Source organism: Geodermatophilus dictyosporus (assembly GCF_900115505.1).
Classification (GTDB): Bacteria; Actinomycetota; Actinomycetes; order Mycobacteriales; family Geodermatophilaceae; genus Geodermatophilus; species Geodermatophilus dictyosporus.
This window is the reverse complement of sequence record NZ_FOWQ01000002.1, coordinates 83,422-98,225: the sequence shown is the minus strand read 5'-3', so window position 1 is coordinate 98,225 and position 14,804 is coordinate 83,422. Positions and strand designations below refer to the sequence as shown.

At 76.9% G+C, this 14,804-nt stretch carries 16 protein-coding genes; 9 read left to right on the top strand and 7 right to left on the bottom strand.

Annotation, left to right across the window (positions count from 1 at the left end):
- Positions 1-14: 14 nt before the first annotated feature.
- The 3 genes from BMZ33_RS04030 to cofC are packed head-to-tail and all read right to left on the bottom strand — an operon-like array spanning position 15 to position 3,745.
- Positions 15-944, bottom strand: a complete 930-nt coding sequence (locus tag BMZ33_RS04030; protein WP_091108150.1) for an NUDIX hydrolase — start codon at positions 942-944, stop codon at positions 15-17.
- Positions 934-3,051, bottom strand: coding sequence for an RNA degradosome polyphosphate kinase (locus BMZ33_RS04025; RefSeq protein ID WP_169063865.1), 2,118 nt, complete (start codon positions 3,049-3,051; stop codon positions 934-936). Before BMZ33_RS04025 ends, BMZ33_RS04030 begins: the two co-directional genes overlap by 11 nt.
- Before the next feature lie 52 nt (positions 3,052-3,103).
- On the bottom strand, positions 3,104-3,745 hold the full coding sequence (cofC, locus tag BMZ33_RS04020; RefSeq protein WP_091108145.1) for a 2-phospho-L-lactate guanylyltransferase: 642 nt from the start codon (positions 3,743-3,745) through the stop codon (positions 3,104-3,106).
- 100 nt (positions 3,746-3,845) lie between these two features.
- Here cofC and BMZ33_RS04015 point away from each other — a divergent pair, with 100 nt between their 5' ends.
- The 3 genes from BMZ33_RS04015 to BMZ33_RS04005 are packed head-to-tail and all read left to right on the top strand — an operon-like array spanning position 3,846 to position 6,810.
- Positions 3,846-4,655: a lysophospholipid acyltransferase family protein gene (locus BMZ33_RS04015; RefSeq protein ID WP_169063863.1), complete on the top strand. Its 810-nt coding sequence runs from the start codon at positions 3,846-3,848 to the stop codon at positions 4,653-4,655.
- Positions 4,652-5,674 carry an NAD(P)H-dependent glycerol-3-phosphate dehydrogenase gene (locus tag BMZ33_RS04010; RefSeq protein WP_091108142.1) on the top strand — a complete coding sequence of 341 codons (1,023 nt, stop codon included), beginning with the start codon at positions 4,652-4,654 and terminating at the stop codon, positions 5,672-5,674. The genes BMZ33_RS04015 and BMZ33_RS04010 overlap by 4 nt, the downstream gene beginning before the upstream one ends.
- On the top strand, positions 5,671-6,810 hold the full coding sequence (locus BMZ33_RS04005; protein ID WP_169063862.1) for a cystathionine gamma-lyase: 1,140 nt from the start codon (positions 5,671-5,673) through the stop codon (positions 6,808-6,810). The genes BMZ33_RS04010 and BMZ33_RS04005 overlap by 4 nt, the downstream gene beginning before the upstream one ends.
- 33 nt (positions 6,811-6,843) lie before the next feature.
- Here BMZ33_RS04005 and BMZ33_RS04000 read toward each other — a convergent pair whose 3' ends face one another.
- On the bottom strand, positions 6,844-7,668 hold the full coding sequence (locus BMZ33_RS04000; RefSeq protein WP_169063861.1) for a CDP-alcohol phosphatidyltransferase family protein: 825 nt from the start codon (positions 7,666-7,668) through the stop codon (positions 6,844-6,846).
- Between the two features lie 83 nt (positions 7,669-7,751).
- On the opposite strand from BMZ33_RS04000, the gene BMZ33_RS03995 reads away from it, so the two are divergent.
- Together BMZ33_RS03995 and BMZ33_RS03990 are read left to right on the top strand one after the other, a co-directional pair.
- A complete protein-coding gene (locus BMZ33_RS03995) occupies positions 7,752-8,900 on the top strand; it encodes a D-alanine--D-alanine ligase family protein (RefSeq protein WP_091108139.1) in 1,149 nt (382 codons plus the stop codon).
- Entirely contained in the window at positions 8,897-9,547 is a 651-nt protein-coding gene (locus BMZ33_RS03990) for a hypothetical protein (RefSeq protein ID WP_091108137.1), read from the top strand. Before BMZ33_RS03995 ends, BMZ33_RS03990 begins: the two co-directional genes overlap by 4 nt.
- 52 nt (positions 9,548-9,599) lie before the next feature.
- On the opposite strand, the gene BMZ33_RS03985 is transcribed toward BMZ33_RS03990, so the two are convergent.
- Positions 9,600-10,112, bottom strand: a complete 513-nt coding sequence (locus BMZ33_RS03985; protein ID WP_280139188.1) for a DUF3515 domain-containing protein — start codon at positions 10,110-10,112, stop codon at positions 9,600-9,602.
- A gap of 102 nt (positions 10,113-10,214) precedes the next feature.
- Positions 10,215-10,448: an Lrp/AsnC ligand binding domain-containing protein gene (locus BMZ33_RS03980; protein ID WP_091108133.1), complete on the bottom strand. Its 234-nt coding sequence runs from the start codon at positions 10,446-10,448 to the stop codon at positions 10,215-10,217.
- 92 nt (positions 10,449-10,540) lie between these two features.
- Between BMZ33_RS03980 and BMZ33_RS03975 the strand changes: the two genes are divergently transcribed.
- Genes BMZ33_RS03975 through BMZ33_RS03965 form a run of 3 tightly spaced genes read left to right on the top strand, consistent with a single transcriptional unit; the run spans position 10,541 to position 12,715 of the window.
- Positions 10,541-11,575, top strand: a complete 1,035-nt coding sequence (locus tag BMZ33_RS03975) for a thiamine-phosphate kinase (RefSeq protein ID WP_169063859.1) — start codon at positions 10,541-10,543, stop codon at positions 11,573-11,575.
- The gene (locus tag BMZ33_RS03970) at positions 11,559-12,101 is read left to right on the top strand and encodes a GNAT family N-acetyltransferase (protein WP_091108131.1); all 543 of its coding nucleotides are present in this window, start codon (positions 11,559-11,561) and stop codon (positions 12,099-12,101) included. Before BMZ33_RS03975 ends, BMZ33_RS03970 begins: the two co-directional genes overlap by 17 nt.
- Positions 12,089-12,715, top strand: a complete 627-nt coding sequence (locus BMZ33_RS03965; protein ID WP_091108129.1) for a cytidylate kinase-like family protein — start codon at positions 12,089-12,091, stop codon at positions 12,713-12,715. Before BMZ33_RS03970 ends, BMZ33_RS03965 begins: the two co-directional genes overlap by 13 nt.
- A 130-nt stretch (positions 12,716-12,845) precedes the next feature.
- Here BMZ33_RS03965 and rpmB read toward each other — a convergent pair whose 3' ends face one another.
- Entirely contained in the window at positions 12,846-13,028 is a 183-nt protein-coding gene (gene rpmB, locus BMZ33_RS03960; protein ID WP_425283681.1) for a 50S ribosomal protein L28, read from the bottom strand.
- Between the two features lie 178 nt (positions 13,029-13,206).
- Here rpmB and BMZ33_RS03955 point away from each other — a divergent pair, with 178 nt between their 5' ends.
- On the top strand, positions 13,207-14,799 hold the full coding sequence (locus BMZ33_RS03955; RefSeq protein WP_169063858.1) for a DAK2 domain-containing protein: 1,593 nt from the start codon (positions 13,207-13,209) through the stop codon (positions 14,797-14,799).
- Positions 14,800-14,804 lie beyond the last annotated feature (5 nt).

The following is a 14,804-nucleotide window of genomic DNA, read 5'->3' as shown; positions in this document are numbered from 1 at the left end:
CCGGGACGGGGCCGTCAGGGGGCGTCGGGGTCGGGGCCCAGGTCGCGGTAGTAGTCGGCGGACAGGGCGCCGGGCCGGCCGCCGAGTGCCCAGACGCTGCCCTTGGCCGACGGCGGGTGCAGCCGGGTGCCCTCCCACCGGACGCCGAGGGCCACCAGCACCGACGGGATGGCCCCGCCCTGGCTGCACACCACGCTCACCCCCGGGGCCCCGCGCGGGGCCAGCAGCCGCTCGACCACGGCCAGGCCGGCCTCCGGGTCGGCGGCGAACTCCTCCTCGCCGAGCTCCGGCAGGTCGCCCAGCGGCAGGCCGGTGCGCAGGGCCAGCGGCTCCAGCGTCTGGCGGCAGCGCACCCGCGCGGCGGTCAGCAGCTCGACCGGGCCGAACACCGGCAGCACCTCGGCGAGCTGCCGGGCCTGCCGCCGGCCCTGGGCCTCCAGCGGCCGCTCGTCGTCGGGGCCGTCCCAGTCGCTGCGGCTGCCGGCCTTGGCGTGCCGCACCAGCAGCAGCCGCGGCACCCGCGGGACGTCGGGGCGGGCCAGGTCGGCCAGCACCGCGCGGTCGTGCTCGTGGGTGACCAGGTCCGCGGCCTCGTCGAGCGGCAGCCAGCGCAGCTCGTCGACCTCGTCGTTGGGCGTGAAGTCCCGCGGGTCGCCGACGGCCTGCATGAGCCAGTAGTCGACGTGCTTGGCGCCCTCGGCGACCGTGTACCGGGTGCGCAGGCTGCGCCGGCCGGCGACGACGTCGAGGCCGGTCTCCTCGCGCACCTCGCGGACGGCGGCGGCCAGCGCGTTCTCCCCGGCGTCGAGCTTGCCCTTGGGCAGCGACCAGTCGTCGTAACGCTCCCGGTGCACCAGCGCGGTCTCCAGCCCCCCGCCGGGCGCCGTCCGCCAGACGGCGCCGCCGGCCGCGGCGACGACCCCCCGCCGGGCCTCAGCCGGCATGCTCGGTCACCGCGGCCGTCAGCGCGGCCTGGTAGTCGCGCCCGTCCAGCCGGGTCCAGGCGCCCTCGGGGCCGAGCTCCCAGCAGCGCACGCCGGGGGCCATCGCGGCGTCGAAGACCCGCTGCAGCTCGCGCTGCGCGGTCTCGTCGCAGACCCGCAGCAGCACCTCGACGCGGCGGTCGAGGTTGCGGTGCATGAGGTCGGCGCTGCCGATCCACCACTCCTGCTCCCCGCCGTTGCAGAAGGCCATCACCCGCGAGTGCTCCAGGAAGCGGCCGACGATCGAGCGCACCCGGATGCCCTCGGACAGCCCGGGCACCCCCGGCCGCAGCGCGCAGATGCCGCGGATGAACAGCTCCACGGGGACGCCGGCCCGCGCGGCCTCGTAGAGCGCGTCGATGACCCCCTCGTCGACCAGGGAGTTCACCTTGAACCGGATGCCGCAGGGCCGTCCCTCGGCCGCGTGCCGCGCCTCCCGGCGGATCTTGTCGACCAGCCCGCTGCGGATGCCGTGCGGCGCGACCATCAGCTGCCGGTAGCTGGTCTGCCGCGAGTAGCCGGTCAGGGTGTTGAACAGGTCGGTGAGGTCGGCGCCCACCCGCGGGTCGGCGGTGAGGATGCCCAGGTCCTCGTAGAGGCGCGCGGTCTTCGGGTTGTAGTTGCCCGTGCCGATGTGCACGTACCGGCGGATGACGCCGCTCTCCCGCCGCACCACCAGCGCGGTCTTGCAGTGCGTCTTGAGGCCCACCAGCCCGTAGACGACGTGGCAGCCGGCCCGCTCCAGCGAGCGGGCCCAGGTGATGTTGGCCTCCTCGTCGAAGCGCGCCTTGACCTCCACCAGCACCACGACCTGCTTCCCGGCCTCGGCCGCCTCGATCAGCGCGGTGACGATCGGCGAGTCGCCGGAGGTGCGGTAGAGCGTCTGCTTGATCGCCAGCACGTGCGGGTCGGCCGCGGCCTGCTCGATGAAGCGCTGCACGCTGGTCGCGAACGAGTGGTAGGGGTGGTGCACCAGCACGTCGCCCTCGCGCAGCGTGGCGAACACGCTCTTGGGCGTCTCGCCCTCGGACAGGCGCGGGTGGGTGGCCGGCACGAACGGCTCGTCCTTGAGCTCGGGCCGGTCGAGGTCGTAGAGCGCCCACAGGGAGGCCAGGTCGAGCAGGCCGGGCACGGTGACGACGTCCTGCGGGCTGACCTCGAGCTCGGAGACGAGGACGTCGAGGATCTGCGGGTCCATCGTCTCGGTCACCTCCAGCCGCACGGCCGGGCCGAAGCGGCGGCGGGCCAGTTCCCGCTCGAGGGCCTGCAGCAGGTCCTCGTCGCGGTCCTCCTCCACCTCGAGGTCGGCGTTGCGGGTGACCCGGAACAGGTGGTGGTCGACGACGTCGAGGCCGGGGAACAGCGAGGTCAGGTGGGCGGCGATGAGGTCCTCGAGCGGCAGGAACGTGGCCTGGCCGGAGGCGTCCTGCGCCTGGCCGGCGCCCACCGGCACGAACCGCGGCACGTTGTTGGGCACCTTCAGGCGGGCGAAGTGCCGCGTGCCGGTGTCGGGGTCGCGCACCGAGACGGCGAGGTTGAGCGACAGCCCGCTGATGTAGGGGAAGGGGTGGGCCGGGTCGACCGCCAGGGGCGTGAGCACCGGGAACACCTGGTCGCGGAAGTACTCGCGCAGCCGCCGGGTCTCGGGCTCGGCGAGGTCGGACCAGTGCACGATCCGGATGCCGGCCGCCTCCAGCCTCGGCGTGACGTCCTGCTCGAAGGCGACCGCGTGCCGGTGCACCAGCTCCTGGGTTCGCTCGGTGACCCGCGTCAGCTGCTCGCGGATGGTCAGCCCGTCGGGGGAGCGGACGGTCAGGCCGGTGCTCAGCCGCCGTTTGAGCCCGGCGATGCGCACCATGTAGAACTCGTCGAGGTTGCCCGCGAAGATCGCCAGGAACTTGACCCGCTCCAGCAGCGGCAGCGTCTCGTCCTCGGCCAGCTCGAGCACCCGCGCGTTGAAGTCCAGCCACGACAGCTCCCGGTTGAGGAAGCGGTCGGCGGGCAGCGCCGGCGGTTCCTCGCCCTGCGGTGCGCGCGTCGTCCCGGCCGTCGTCGTCTCCGCTGCCACGGCGTCATCGTGCCGCACCCGGGGAAACGGCGGACGACCCGCCGCGGGTCGCTCAGCCGGTGCGGGGCAGCAGCCGGGGGAGCAGCGCCGCGGTCGCCGGCCCCAGCCCCAGGGCGGCGGCCGCGGCGAGGTCGGCGGGGGTGTCGACGTCGCGGCGCAGCCCCGGCCAGTCCCCGCCCAGCGGCAGCGCCCCGGCGGCGGTGTGCGCGGCGGCCGAGCCGCGCCCGAATCGCGGGTCCAGCGGCACGCCGGCCGCGGTCAGCAGGGTGGTCCCGGTGCCGGCCGCGTCGGCGACGAAGCCCCGCGGCGCGCCCTCCGCGGCGGCCAGCGCCGCGGCCAGCTCGGCGGGGCGCAGTGCCGGCAGGTCCGACGACAGCGCGGCCACCGCCGCGGTCACCGCGGCGCCCGCGCCGTGGGCGAGGGCGGGGTTGAGGCCCCGGTCGGGCGCGTCGGGGACGGTGCGCGCCCCGAGCGCGGCGACCGCGGCGGCGGCGCGGTCGTCGTCGGTGACCACGACGACGTCGTCGACCGCGGGGCAGGCTCGGGCGGCGGCCACCGTGTCGGCCAGCAGGGCGAGCACGAGCACCGCGTGCCGGTCGCCCGCCGCGGGCCCGCCGGTCAGCGGGTGCAGGCGGGTCTTGGCCGCGCCGAGCCGCTTCGCCGGGACGACCACGGACCAGCGCACGGGGTCCATGTGAGCACACCGCGCCCGCCGCCGGACGGCACTGCCGGACCGGGGGCGCGGCCCCGGTGCGATCATGTGCCCGTCATCACGACCGAGCGGAGGGGTGCCGGTGACCGAGGAGCAGTCCGCCGGGCGCGGGACGGTCGCGCAGCCGCGACCGCGGGTCCTGCACGAGCGGGGCCGGCTGCCGTGGTCGCTCAGGCTCGCCGTGGTCGTCATCTACCCGGTGGCCTCCCTGCTGTTCCGGCTGCGCTACCGGCACGGCGAGCGGTTCCCGCGCACCGGTCCGGTGCTGCTGGTCGCCAACCACGTGTCGGTGCTCGACCCGCTGGCCTGCGCGCGGCTGGTGTACGACCACGGCCGCATCCCGCACTTCCTGGCCAAGCAGGCCGTGTTCCGGGGCCTGGCGGGCCGCATCCTGCTCGACGCCGGCCAGATCCCGGTCGCGCGCGGCTCCTCCGAGGCCCGCGGTTCGCTGTCGGCGGCCGCGGCCGACCTCGAGGCCGGCAACGTCGTGGTCATCTACCCGGAGGGCTCGGTGACCCGCGACCCCGACTGGTGGCCCATGGAGGCGCGCACCGGCGTGGCCCGGCTGGCGCTGACCACCGACGCCGTCGTGCTGCCGGTGGCCCAGTGGGGTCCGCAGCGGGTGCACGACTACCACGACAAGAAGCTGCACCTGCGGCTGCGCACGCCCGTCGACCACGCGATCGGGGAACCGGTGGACCTCTCCGCACTGCGGGCGGAGGTCCGCGCCGGGCGCGCGCTGACGCCCGACCTGCTCCGCTCGACCACCGACCTGATCATGGGCCGGGTGCGCGAGGAGCTGGCGGCGCTGCGCGGCGAGCCCGCGCCGCCGCCGTCCGCCCGTCGGCCGGGCCGGTCGCTGCCCGGCGACCCGCCCGGGAGCGCCGCGTGAGCGGGCCGGAGCGCTCGGGCCGCGGCACCCGCGCCGCCGTCCTCGGGGCCGGCTCCTGGGGGACGACGTTCGCCAAGGTGCTGGCCGACGCCGGCTGCACGGTCACGCTGCACGCCCGCCGTCCCGAGCTGTGCGAGGCGATCACCGAGACGGGGGAGAACCCCGACTACCTGCCCGGCGTCCGGCTCCCGCAGACGCTGACGGCGACCGTCGACGCCGCGTTGGCGCTCGACGGGGCCGACGTCGTCGTGCTCGCCGTCCCCTCCCAGTCGCTGCGGGCCAACCTCACCGCCTGGGCGCCCCTGCTGCCGCCCGACGCCAGCCTGCTGTCGCTGATGAAGGGCATCGAGCTGGGCAGCACCAAGCGGATGAGCGAGGTGATCTGCGAGGTCACCGGCGCCGGCCCCGACCGGGTGGCCGCGCTGTCGGGCCCCAACCTCGCCCGCGAGATCGCCGAGGAGCAGCCGGCGGCCACCGTGATCGCCTGCTCCGACGACGACCGCGCGACGGCGCTGCAGGCGGCCTGCCACACCCCCTACTTCCGGCCCTACACCAACCGCGACCTGGTCGGCTGCGAGCTCGGCGGCGCGGTGAAGAACGTCATCGCGCTGGCCTGCGGCATCGCCGAGGGCATGGGCTTCGGCGACAACACCCGTGCCTCGCTGATCACCCGCGGGCTGGCCGAGACCGCCCGGCTGGGGACCGCGCTCGGCGCGGAGCTGACCACGTTCGCGGGGCTGGCCGGCCTCGGCGACCTGGTGGCCACCTGCAGCTCGCCGCTGTCCCGCAACCGCACCTTCGGGGAGAAGCTCGGCCGCGGGATGTCGCTGGAGGAGGTGCAGCGCGAGACCCGGCAGGTGGCCGAGGGCGTCAAGAGCTGCCGGCCGGTGCTGGAGCTGGCACGGGCCCACGGCATCGACGTGCCGCTCACCGAGGCCGTCGTGAAGGTGTGCCACGACGGCGTCCCCGCCCAGGCGGTGCTCAAGGAGATCATGTCCCGCGAGGCGAAGTCGGAGTGAGCACGCTGCCCGACGGGTGGGGGGACGGCACCCGGTCGGTCCACGCCGGCGACGGGCCGCCGGTGCCCGGCACGCCGCTGCGGCCCTCGCCGGTGTTCGCCGCGCCCTACCACCTCGGCGGCCTGCCGCCCCGCGCGAACGGTGTGGACGCCTACGCCCGCACCGAACACCCGACGTACCGGGCCTTCGAGACGGCGGTCGGCGCGCTCGACGGCGGCCGCTGCCTGTCCTTCGCCACGGGGATGGCCGCGGTCTCCGCCGCGGTCATGGCGCTGGTGTCGGCCGGCGACCGGCTGGTGCTGCCCGCCGACGGCTACTACGCCACGCGGCTGCTGGCCCGCGACGAGCTCGAGCGGCTGGGCGTGCGCGTGGAGTACGTGTCCACCCTGGAGATCGCCGACGTCGCCGCCCGCGGCGACCTCGAGGGCGCCCGGATGGTGCTCCTGGAGACGCCGAGCAACCCGCACCTCGACCTGTGCGACGTCGCCGCCGTCGCCGCGGCCACCCGCGCCGCCGGAGCGCTGCTCGCGGTCGACAACACCACGGCCACCCCGCTCGGCCAGCGGCCCCTGGCCCTGGGCGCCGACCTCACCGTCGGCGCGGACACCAAGGCCCTCACCGGGCACAGCGACCTGCTGCTGGGCCACGTGTCGACCACCTCCGACGAGCTCCACGACCGGCTCAAGGGCTGGCGCGACCACACCGGCGCCACGCCGGGCGCCTTCGACGCGTGGCTGGGCCACCGGTCGATGAGCACCCTGGACCTGCGGCTGGCCCGCCAGGCGACCACCGCGGAGGCGGTGACGGCGGCGCTGGCGGCGCACCCGGCGGTCACCGGCGTCCGCTGGCCGTGGCGGCCCGGCGACCCGTCGTACGCGCTGGCGACCCGGCAGATGCTGCGCCCGGGCGGCGTCGTGTCGGCCGAGCTCGCCGACGAGGACGCCGTCGGCCGCTTCCTCGCCGCCACCCGGCTGTGGACGGCGGCGACCAGCTTCGGCGGCGTGCACAGCACCGTCGACCGGCGGGCGCAGTGGGGCGGGGACGCCGTCCCGGCGGGGTTCGTGCGCTTCTCCTGCGGCATCGAGGACACCGACGACGTCGTCGCCGACCTCGTGGCCGGGCTCGACGCCGCCTGACCGCGGCCGCGGGGGCGCCGACGGCGCCGTGGCTCAGGTGGCGGCGCGGGCGTCCCGGCGACGGCGGTGCGCCGCGCGGGCGGTGAGCCAGCCGCTGAAGCCCAGGTAGTACACGAGGTAGGCGAAGGACAGCACCACCACGACCGGGTTCGGGTCGGGGTACTGCACCAGCAGGACGGCGTAGGACACCAGCCAGACGACCGTCAGCAGCATGCTCAGCTGCCACAGCGCCTCGGTGCGCGAGGGGTAGAGGTAGCGCACCGGCACGAACACCAGCACCGAGCAGACCACCAGCGTGACGGCCACCGCGACCTGGGAGAGGTCGAGCACCACCGCGTAGAACGCGACGACGTTCCAGTAGCTCGGGAAGCCGAGGAAGGTGTGGTCGTCGGTCTTCGCGTCGACCCGGCAGAACTGGTAGCTCGAGGCCAGCAGCGGCAGGGCGGCGAGCAGCCAGCCCCGCCAGTCGTGCGGCAGCGCCCCGGTGGTCCACAGCAGGACCACCGGGGCGAAGACGTAGGTGAGGTAGTCGACGATGTTGTCCAGCAGCGCGCCGTCGAACCAGGGGATCGTCTCCTTGACCCGCGCGCGGCGGGCCAGCATCCCGTCGGTGCCGTCGATCACCAGCGCCGCCAGGCCGATCCACAGCGCGGTGACCGCCTCGCCCTCGAGCGCGGCGAGCACCACCAGCAGCCCCAGCACCGACCCCAGCGCCGTGTAGGCGTGCACGGCGGCGCCGGCCAGCCGCAGCCGGAGCGGGTGACGGCGCGCCGCAGCGACCCCGTGGTCAGGCCCCTCGTCGTGTGCCGTCGCCGCCGGAGGCTGGGGGTCCACCGGAGGGGCCGCGTTCTCCCGCATCGCGACGAGAGTCCCACACGGCGCGCGGACCGGCCCTGCCGGAGCGCGGGACGCGTGCCCGGCGTCGACTAGGGTCGGCCGCGATGAGCGGGACAGGCAGGGTGCGCGTCGCGGTCGTGTTCGGGGGGCGCAGCGCCGAGCACGCCATCTCCTGCGTCTCGGCGGGCAGCGTCATGGCCGCCCTCGACCCCGAGCGCTACGAGGTGGTGCCGGTGGGCATCGCCCGCGACGGGCGCTGGGTGCTGCCCGAGCCCGGCCAGCAGCTGGCCATCGACGGCGGCCGGCTGCCCGAGGTGACCGGCGGGACGGCGGTCTCGCTGGTCGGCGACCCCGCCGGCCGCGGCCTGGCGGTGCTGGAGCCGACCGCCGCGATCGGCCCGGCGCTGACCGAGGTCGACGTCGTCTTCCCGGTGCTGCACGGCGCCTACGGCGAGGACGGCACCGTCCAGGGGCTGCTGGAGACGAGCGGGCTGCCCTACGTCGGGTCGGGCGTGTTCGCCAGCGCCGCGTCGATGGACAAGGAGTTCACCAAGAAGCTCCTGGCCGCCTCCGGGCTGCCGCAGGGCGACCACGTGGTGCTGCGCGACGCCGGGGGAGCGCTCTGCGCCGACCCCGACGTCCTCACCGCGGCCGATCGCGAGCGGCTGGGGCTGCCGGTGTTCGTCAAGCCCTCGCGGGCCGGGTCGAGCATCGGCATCACCAAGGTCACCGACTGGGTGCAGTTCCCGGAGGCCGTGGCCACCGCCGCCGCCGTCGACCCGAAGGTGGTCGTGGAGGCCGCCGTCCCCGGGCGGGAGATCGAGTGCGGCGTGCTGGCCGGCCGCGACGGCGGCCCGCCCGAGGCCAGCCTGCCCGCCGAGATCCGGCTGCGGCCGGGCACCGACTGGTACGACTTCAGCGCGAAGTACCTCGAGGACGCCGTGGAGTTCGACGTCCCGGCCGACCTCACCGCCGGGCAGACGCGGATGGTGCAGGAGGCCTCCTGCCGGGCCTACCTCGCCCTGGACTGCGAGGGGCTGGCCCGCGTGGACTTCTTCCTCGGCACCGGCCCCGACGGCGCCGAGCGGCTCGTGGTCAACGAGGTCAACACGATGCCGGGCTTCACGCCCATCTCGATGTTCCCGCGCATGTGGGCGGCCAGCGGGGTCGGCTACCCCGAGCTGGTGGACCGGCTGGTCGCCTCGGCACTGGCGCGCGCGGGCCGTCCGGGGGACGCGCGGACCCCGCGGTGAACCCGGGCCGGTCGGTCGCGCTCGCCGTGGGCCTGCTGGCCCTCACCGGCTGCACGCCGACGGTGGCCGGCAGCGCCACCCCCGCGCCGGCGACGGCGACACCGGCGACCGTCGAGGAGCTCGGCGCGCTGGTGCTGGCCCGGGTGCCCTCGGGCCTGCCCCGCATCCCCGACGAGGACCTCGCGCCGCCCGCCGGTGCCAAGTCCGTCGACGACGTCGCCGGCTACGCCGAGGACCCCGCTCGCGAGCGCGCGGTGCTGCGCGACTACGGCTACCGGCACGGCTGGGAGCGGTTCTGGGGCTCGACCACCGGACCGCTGACCAGCGTCTTCGTCGACCAGTTCGACGCCCACACCGGCGCCGCGGCCTACGCCGAGGACCTGGCGGGCAACGACGCGGCGCTCTACGAGGGCGTGCTGCGCCGCGACCCGGCCGACCTGCCCGGGGGCTGCAGCCTGCTCACCGTGACCGCGCCGGCCGACGGGACCGACCCGACCACCGGCCTCTCCGGCCCGGCCGCGTTCGCCTGGTGCGCGCACGGCGTCTTCAGCGTCGCGGTGACCGCGGTGGCCGACAGCACGGAGGCGGCCACCGCGGAGCTGCGCGCGGTGGTGCTCGCCCAGCTCGACCGGCTGCCGCTGGCCTGAGCCGCCGGACGGGCAGGGCCACCGGGCGGGCAGGGTGATCAGGCGGGCAGGGCTACCGGGCGGGCAGGGCGGCGGCCAGGACGTCGCTGAGCGCGGTCACCGGGGCGCTGTCGACGTCCGGCGGCAGGCTGACCTCCACGTAGACGGCGCGGTCGACCGCCGTCCACACCGTGGCCTCCGGATCGGTCTGGTCGACATACCAGGTCACCCCGTTGATGGTGAACAGCCCCTCGCCGGGGACCAGGCCCTCCGGCTGCGGCACGCCGCACACGAGCACCACCGCCGGGTCGCCCCACGCGGCCGCGTAGGGGGTGTCGGAGTCGACCAGCCGGGCAGGGTCGCCGAGCAGGTCGAGGGGGAGGACCTGCATGAGCTGCGGGCAGGTGGCGTCGGCCTCGGGCGTCGGGGCCGGCACCTCGACCGGCAGCGGCGGGAGGTCCTCGGCGCGCTGCGGGCTGGTGCCCCCGCTCACGTCGGCGACCGCGTCGTCGTCGTCCGTGTCGCTGCCGCCGAGGACGTTGGCCAGGACGAGGACCACGACCAGCACCGGGACGGCGACGGCCAGCGCGAGCAGCGCCAGCCGGCGCAGCGGGTCGGGACGCCGGTCGGGCGCGCCGGCCCCGGGACCGGTCCCGTCGTCGGCGGGGGGAGGCTCGCTCAGCGGTCTTCAGATGTTGACGACGGGGCAGGTCAGCGTGCGCGTGATGCCGTCGACCGACTGCACGCGGGCGACGACGAGGCGGCCGAGGTCGTCGACGGTGTCGGCCTCGGCGCGGACGATGACGTCGTACGGGCCGGTGACGTCCTCGGCCTTGGTCACGCCGGCGATCTCGCTGATCGTCGAGGCCACCTGGGCGGCCTTGCCGACTTCGGTCTGGATCAGGATGTAGGCGTGGACCACGGGACGACCTTCCTCGGGCAGCGCTGCCGGTGCCGGTCCGGCACCGGCGGGCGGATCGGACCGCAACCTACCGCAGCCCCCCGGAGGACCCGGTGACACGACCCCGTCCGCTGGTCCCGCGCGAGGACCTGGCCGACAGCGTCCGCGTGGTCGGGGAGTTCGGGGTCATCGCCCGGGTGGTCGCGCGGGCCGGGTCCGCGGCGGCCGCCGAGGTGGGACCGGGCGACGACGCCGCGGTGCTGCGCGTCCCCGACGGCCGGGTGGTGGCGACCACCGACGTGCTCGTGGAGGGCCGCCACTTCCGGCGGGACTGGTCCTCGGCCGAGGACGTCGGGCACAAGGCCGCCGCGGCCAACCTCGCCGACGTCGCCGCGATGGGCGGGGTGGCCACCGCGCTGCTGGTCGGCCTGGCCTGCCCCGCGGACACGCCGACGTCGTGGCTGGAGGGCGTGGCCGCCGGCATGGCCGCCGAGTGCGCGCCGCTGGGCGCCGCCGTGGTCGGCGGGGACACCGTCGCCTCCGCGCCCGACAGCGCCGCCGTCGTGCTGTCGGTGACCGCGCTGGGCGACCTCGCCGGGCGGGCGCCGGTGCTGCGCTCGGGCGCCCGCCCCGGCGACGTGCTGGCCGTCGCGGGACGGCTGGGCTGGTCGGCCTGCGGGCTGGCGGTGCTGCGCCGCGGCTTCAGCAGCCCGCTGGCCGCGGTCACCGCACACCGGCGGCCCAGCCCGCCCTACGCCGCGGGGCCGGCCGCCGCCGACGCCGGCGCCACCGCGATGTGCGACGTCAGCGACGGCCTGCTGGCCGACGCCGGGCACCTCGCGGCCGACAGCGGCGTGGTGGTCGACGTCGACCGCGCGGCGCTGGTGCGCACGATGCTCGAGCCGCCGGGCCCGCTGCAGCAGGTGGCCGCCGCGCTGGGCACCGACCCGCTGGCGTGGGTGCTCACCGGCGGGGAGGACCACGCCCTGCTGGCCACCTTCCCGGGCGGGACCGCGCTGCCCGGGGGCTGGGTGGCGGTGGGGGAGGTGCGCTCCGGGGAACCGGGCGTGTTCGTGGGCGGGGAGCCGGCCGCGGAGGTCGCGACGGCACTGGGTGCGGGGAGGACCGGGCATGTCCACTTCGGCTGAGGCGCGGCTGCGGGACGGGACGGTCGCCGTCCTGCGCGCGGTGCCCTACGACGACCCGGTGGCCCGCGCGCTGGTCGACCGGGTGCAGCAGGAGTACGTCGACCGCTACGGCGGACCGGACGAGGCCGTGGTCGACCCCGCGGAGTTCGTGCCGCCGGCGGGGGTGTTCCTCGTCGCCGAGGTCGACGGCGTCCCCGCCGGCTGCGGCGCGTGGCGGCGGCACGCCGAGGGCGCCCCGGGCGAGGCGGAGGTCAAGCGGGTCTACGTGGAGCCGGCCTTCCGCCGCCGCGGGCTCGCCCAGGTGGTCGTGACCGCCCTGGAGGAGTCCGCGGCCCGCGCCGGGTACCGCGCGGTGGTGCTCAACACCGGGTACCGGCAGCCCGAGGCGGTGGCGCTGTACGAGGGGATGGGCTACGCGCCGGTCCCGGGGTTCGGCGTCTACGGCGGGGAACCGGGCGCGGTGTTCCTGGGCAAGCAGCTGGCCGGCCCGGCCGGGGAGCGGGAGGAGCAGCCGTGGGCATCGTGACGGTGTCGGCGTCCTACGGGGCCGGCGGGCCGGAGGTGGCGCCGGCGGTGGCCGAGCGGCTCGGCCTGCCCTTCCACGACCGCGCCATCCCGGCGCGGGTGGCCGGGCGCCTGGGCGTGTCGCAGGACGACGCCGAGGCCAACGACGAGCGCGTCCTGCGCGGGCTGTGGCGGCTGGTGGCCTCGCTCGGTGCCATGCCCGACCCCGTGGGCGGCGTCGTCCCGCTGCCCCCGCAGCCCGACGAGCGGGCCTACCGCGAGCAGACCGAGCGCGTGCTGCACGAGATCGCCGACGGCGCCGGCGGCGTCGTCCTCGGCCGGGCCGGCGCGATGGTGCTGCGCGACCGGCCCGACGCGCTGCACGTGCGGCTCGACGGGCCGCCCGAGGCGCGGCTGCGGGCGGCGGTGCTGCGCTACGGCCGCCCCGAGGGCGAGCTGCGGCAGGAGATGCAGGCCAACGACCGCACGCGCGAGGCCTACGTCCGCCACTTCTACCGGTGCGACCCGGCGGCGGCCCGGCACTACCACGTCGTCGTCGACGGGACGGCGCTGCCGCTGGACGCCGTCGTCGACGTGGTCGTGACCGCGGCGCGGGCGCGGGGGATCGGCGGCTAGGCCGGACCCCGGGTACGCGGAGGACCCCGGAGGTCGTCGACCTCCGGGGTCCTCGTCCCGTGCTGGAACGGCCCTCCTGCAGGGGCCCGCCGCGAGCCTGCGAGCGGTGGGGGGCAGGAGGGTCCTTCAGCTATGCGCGGACGACCTTGCCCGCGCGGATGCACGAGGTACAGGCGTTGATGCGGCGGCGGTTGCCGGGCGCGACCAGCGCCCGCACCGACTGGATGTTCGGGTTCCAACGGCGCGGCGTGCGGCGGTGCGAGTGCGACACCGACATACCGAAACCGGGCCCCTTGCCACAGACATCGCACACGGCAGCCACGGTGGATCACTCCCAGAAGATCGTCAGCAAACGGCGGCGCACGGACGGCGACCGCAAGACCGTCGGCCAGTCTAACCGCTCGCCGCGCGGGGCGTCGCCGCGGCCGGGCGCGGGCGCCGGCCGGGGCGACGCGACCGGGGGAGTCGGTGCCCGCAGGTACCCTCCGGCCGTGCTGCAGGCGCTCGACGACGCCGCGGTCGGACAGTGGTGCCGGGCCGCGGTCGCGGCGCTGTCCGCGGGCCGCGAGCAGCTCGACGAACTCAACGTCTTCCCGGTGCCCGACGGCGACACCGGCACCAACCTGGTGCTCACGGCCGAGGCGGCACTCGCGGCCCTGGACGCGGCCGGCGCGGAGCCCGCCTGGACGGCGCTCGCCCGCGGCGCGGTCCTCGGCGCCCGCGGCAACAGCGGCACGATCCTCGCCCAGCTGCTGCGCGGCCTGGCCGACAACCTCGCCGGTCAGGAGCCCGCCGACGGACCGGCCCTCGCCGCCGCGCTGCAGAAGGCCGCCGACACCGCCTACGGCGCGGTCGCCGACCCCGAGGAGGGCACCTTCCTCACCGTGGCCCGCGCCGGGGCCGAGACCGCGGGGGCGGCCGTCGCGGCCGGCCGGGCCGGACTCGCCGACGTGGTCGCCGCCGCCGCCGACGGCGCCCGCGCCGCGCTGGCGGCCACGCCCGGCCAGCTCGACGTGCTTCGCGACGCCGGGGTCGTCGACGCCGGCGGCGCGGGGCTGTGCCTGGTCCTCGACGCGCTGGTCGCCACCGTCACCGGGGTCGAGCCCGCCCACCTGCCGCTGCTCACCGGCGCCCCACGCCGCCGCGATCCGGCGCACGCCCCGCACCAGCCCCCGCCCGGTCCCGGCAGCGAGGTGCAGTACCTGCTCGCCGGCGCCGACGAGGCCGGCGTGGCCCGCCTGCAGTCCCGGCTGGCCGTGCTTGGCGACAGCCTGGTCGTCGTCGGCGTCGACACCCCCACCGGCCGCGAGTGGAACGTGCACGTGCACACCAGCGAGGTCGGCGCGGCGATCGAGGCCGGCATCGAGGCGGGCCGGCCGTACCGGATCGCGGTGACCCCGCTCGCACCGGTGCTCCCCGCCGCGCCCGTGCCCGGCCGCCGCGCGGTGGTCGCCCTGGTCCCCGGCGACGGCCCGGCGGAGCTGTTCACCGGCGAGGGCGTGCACGTGGTGACGGGCGGGCCCGGGGGGATCGGGGAGGACGACGTGCTCGCCGCGGTCCTCGCCTCGACCGCCACCGACGTGGTCGTGCTGCCCAACGACGCCGCGCTCACCCCCGTCGCCGCCCGGGCCGCGACCCGCGCCCGGGAGGCCGGCCGCGAGGTCGCGGTCGTCCCCACCCGCGCCCCGGTGCAGGGACTGGCCGCGGTCGCCGTGGCCGACCCCGCCCTGCGCTTCGGCGACGACGTCATCGGCATGGCCGAGGCCGCCGCCGCGACCCGGTGGGCCGAGGTCACCGTCGCCGGGCAGGACGCGCTCACCAGTGCCGGCCCGTGCCGCGCCGGCGACGTCCTGGGCTCGGCCGAGGGCGACGTCGTCGTGGTGGGAGCCGACCTCGCCGCCGTCGCCCGCGACCTGCTCGACCGGCTGCTGTCGGCCGGCGGGGAGATGGCCACCCTGCTGGTCGGCCCGGACCCCGCGCTCGGTGACGCCCTGTGCGCGCACCTGGCGCGGGCGCACCCGACGGTCGAGGTGGTCCGCTACGACGCGGGGGGCACGGTCCCGCTGCAGGCGGGGGTCGAGTGACGTGG

What these genes read in the sequence shown, in the direction of transcription:
- BMZ33_RS04030 (WP_091108150.1), bottom strand. Translation starts at nt 944, where the DNA reads ATGCCGGCTGAGGCCCGGCGGGGGGTCGTCGCCGCGGCCGGCGGCGCC.
- BMZ33_RS03970 (WP_091108131.1), top strand. Translation starts at nt 11,559, where the DNA reads ATGTCCACTTCGGCTGAGGCGCGGCTGCGGGACGGGACGGTCGCCGTC.
- cofC (WP_091108145.1), bottom strand. Translation starts at nt 3,745, where the DNA reads ATGGACCCCGTGCGCTGGTCCGTGGTCGTCCCGGCGAAGCGGCTCGGC.
- BMZ33_RS03995 (WP_091108139.1), top strand. Translation starts at nt 7,752, where the DNA reads ATGAGCGGGACAGGCAGGGTGCGCGTCGCGGTCGTGTTCGGGGGGCGC.
- BMZ33_RS04000 (WP_169063861.1), bottom strand. Translation starts at nt 7,668, where the DNA reads ATGCGGGAGAACGCGGCCCCTCCGGTGGACCCCCAGCCTCCGGCGGCG.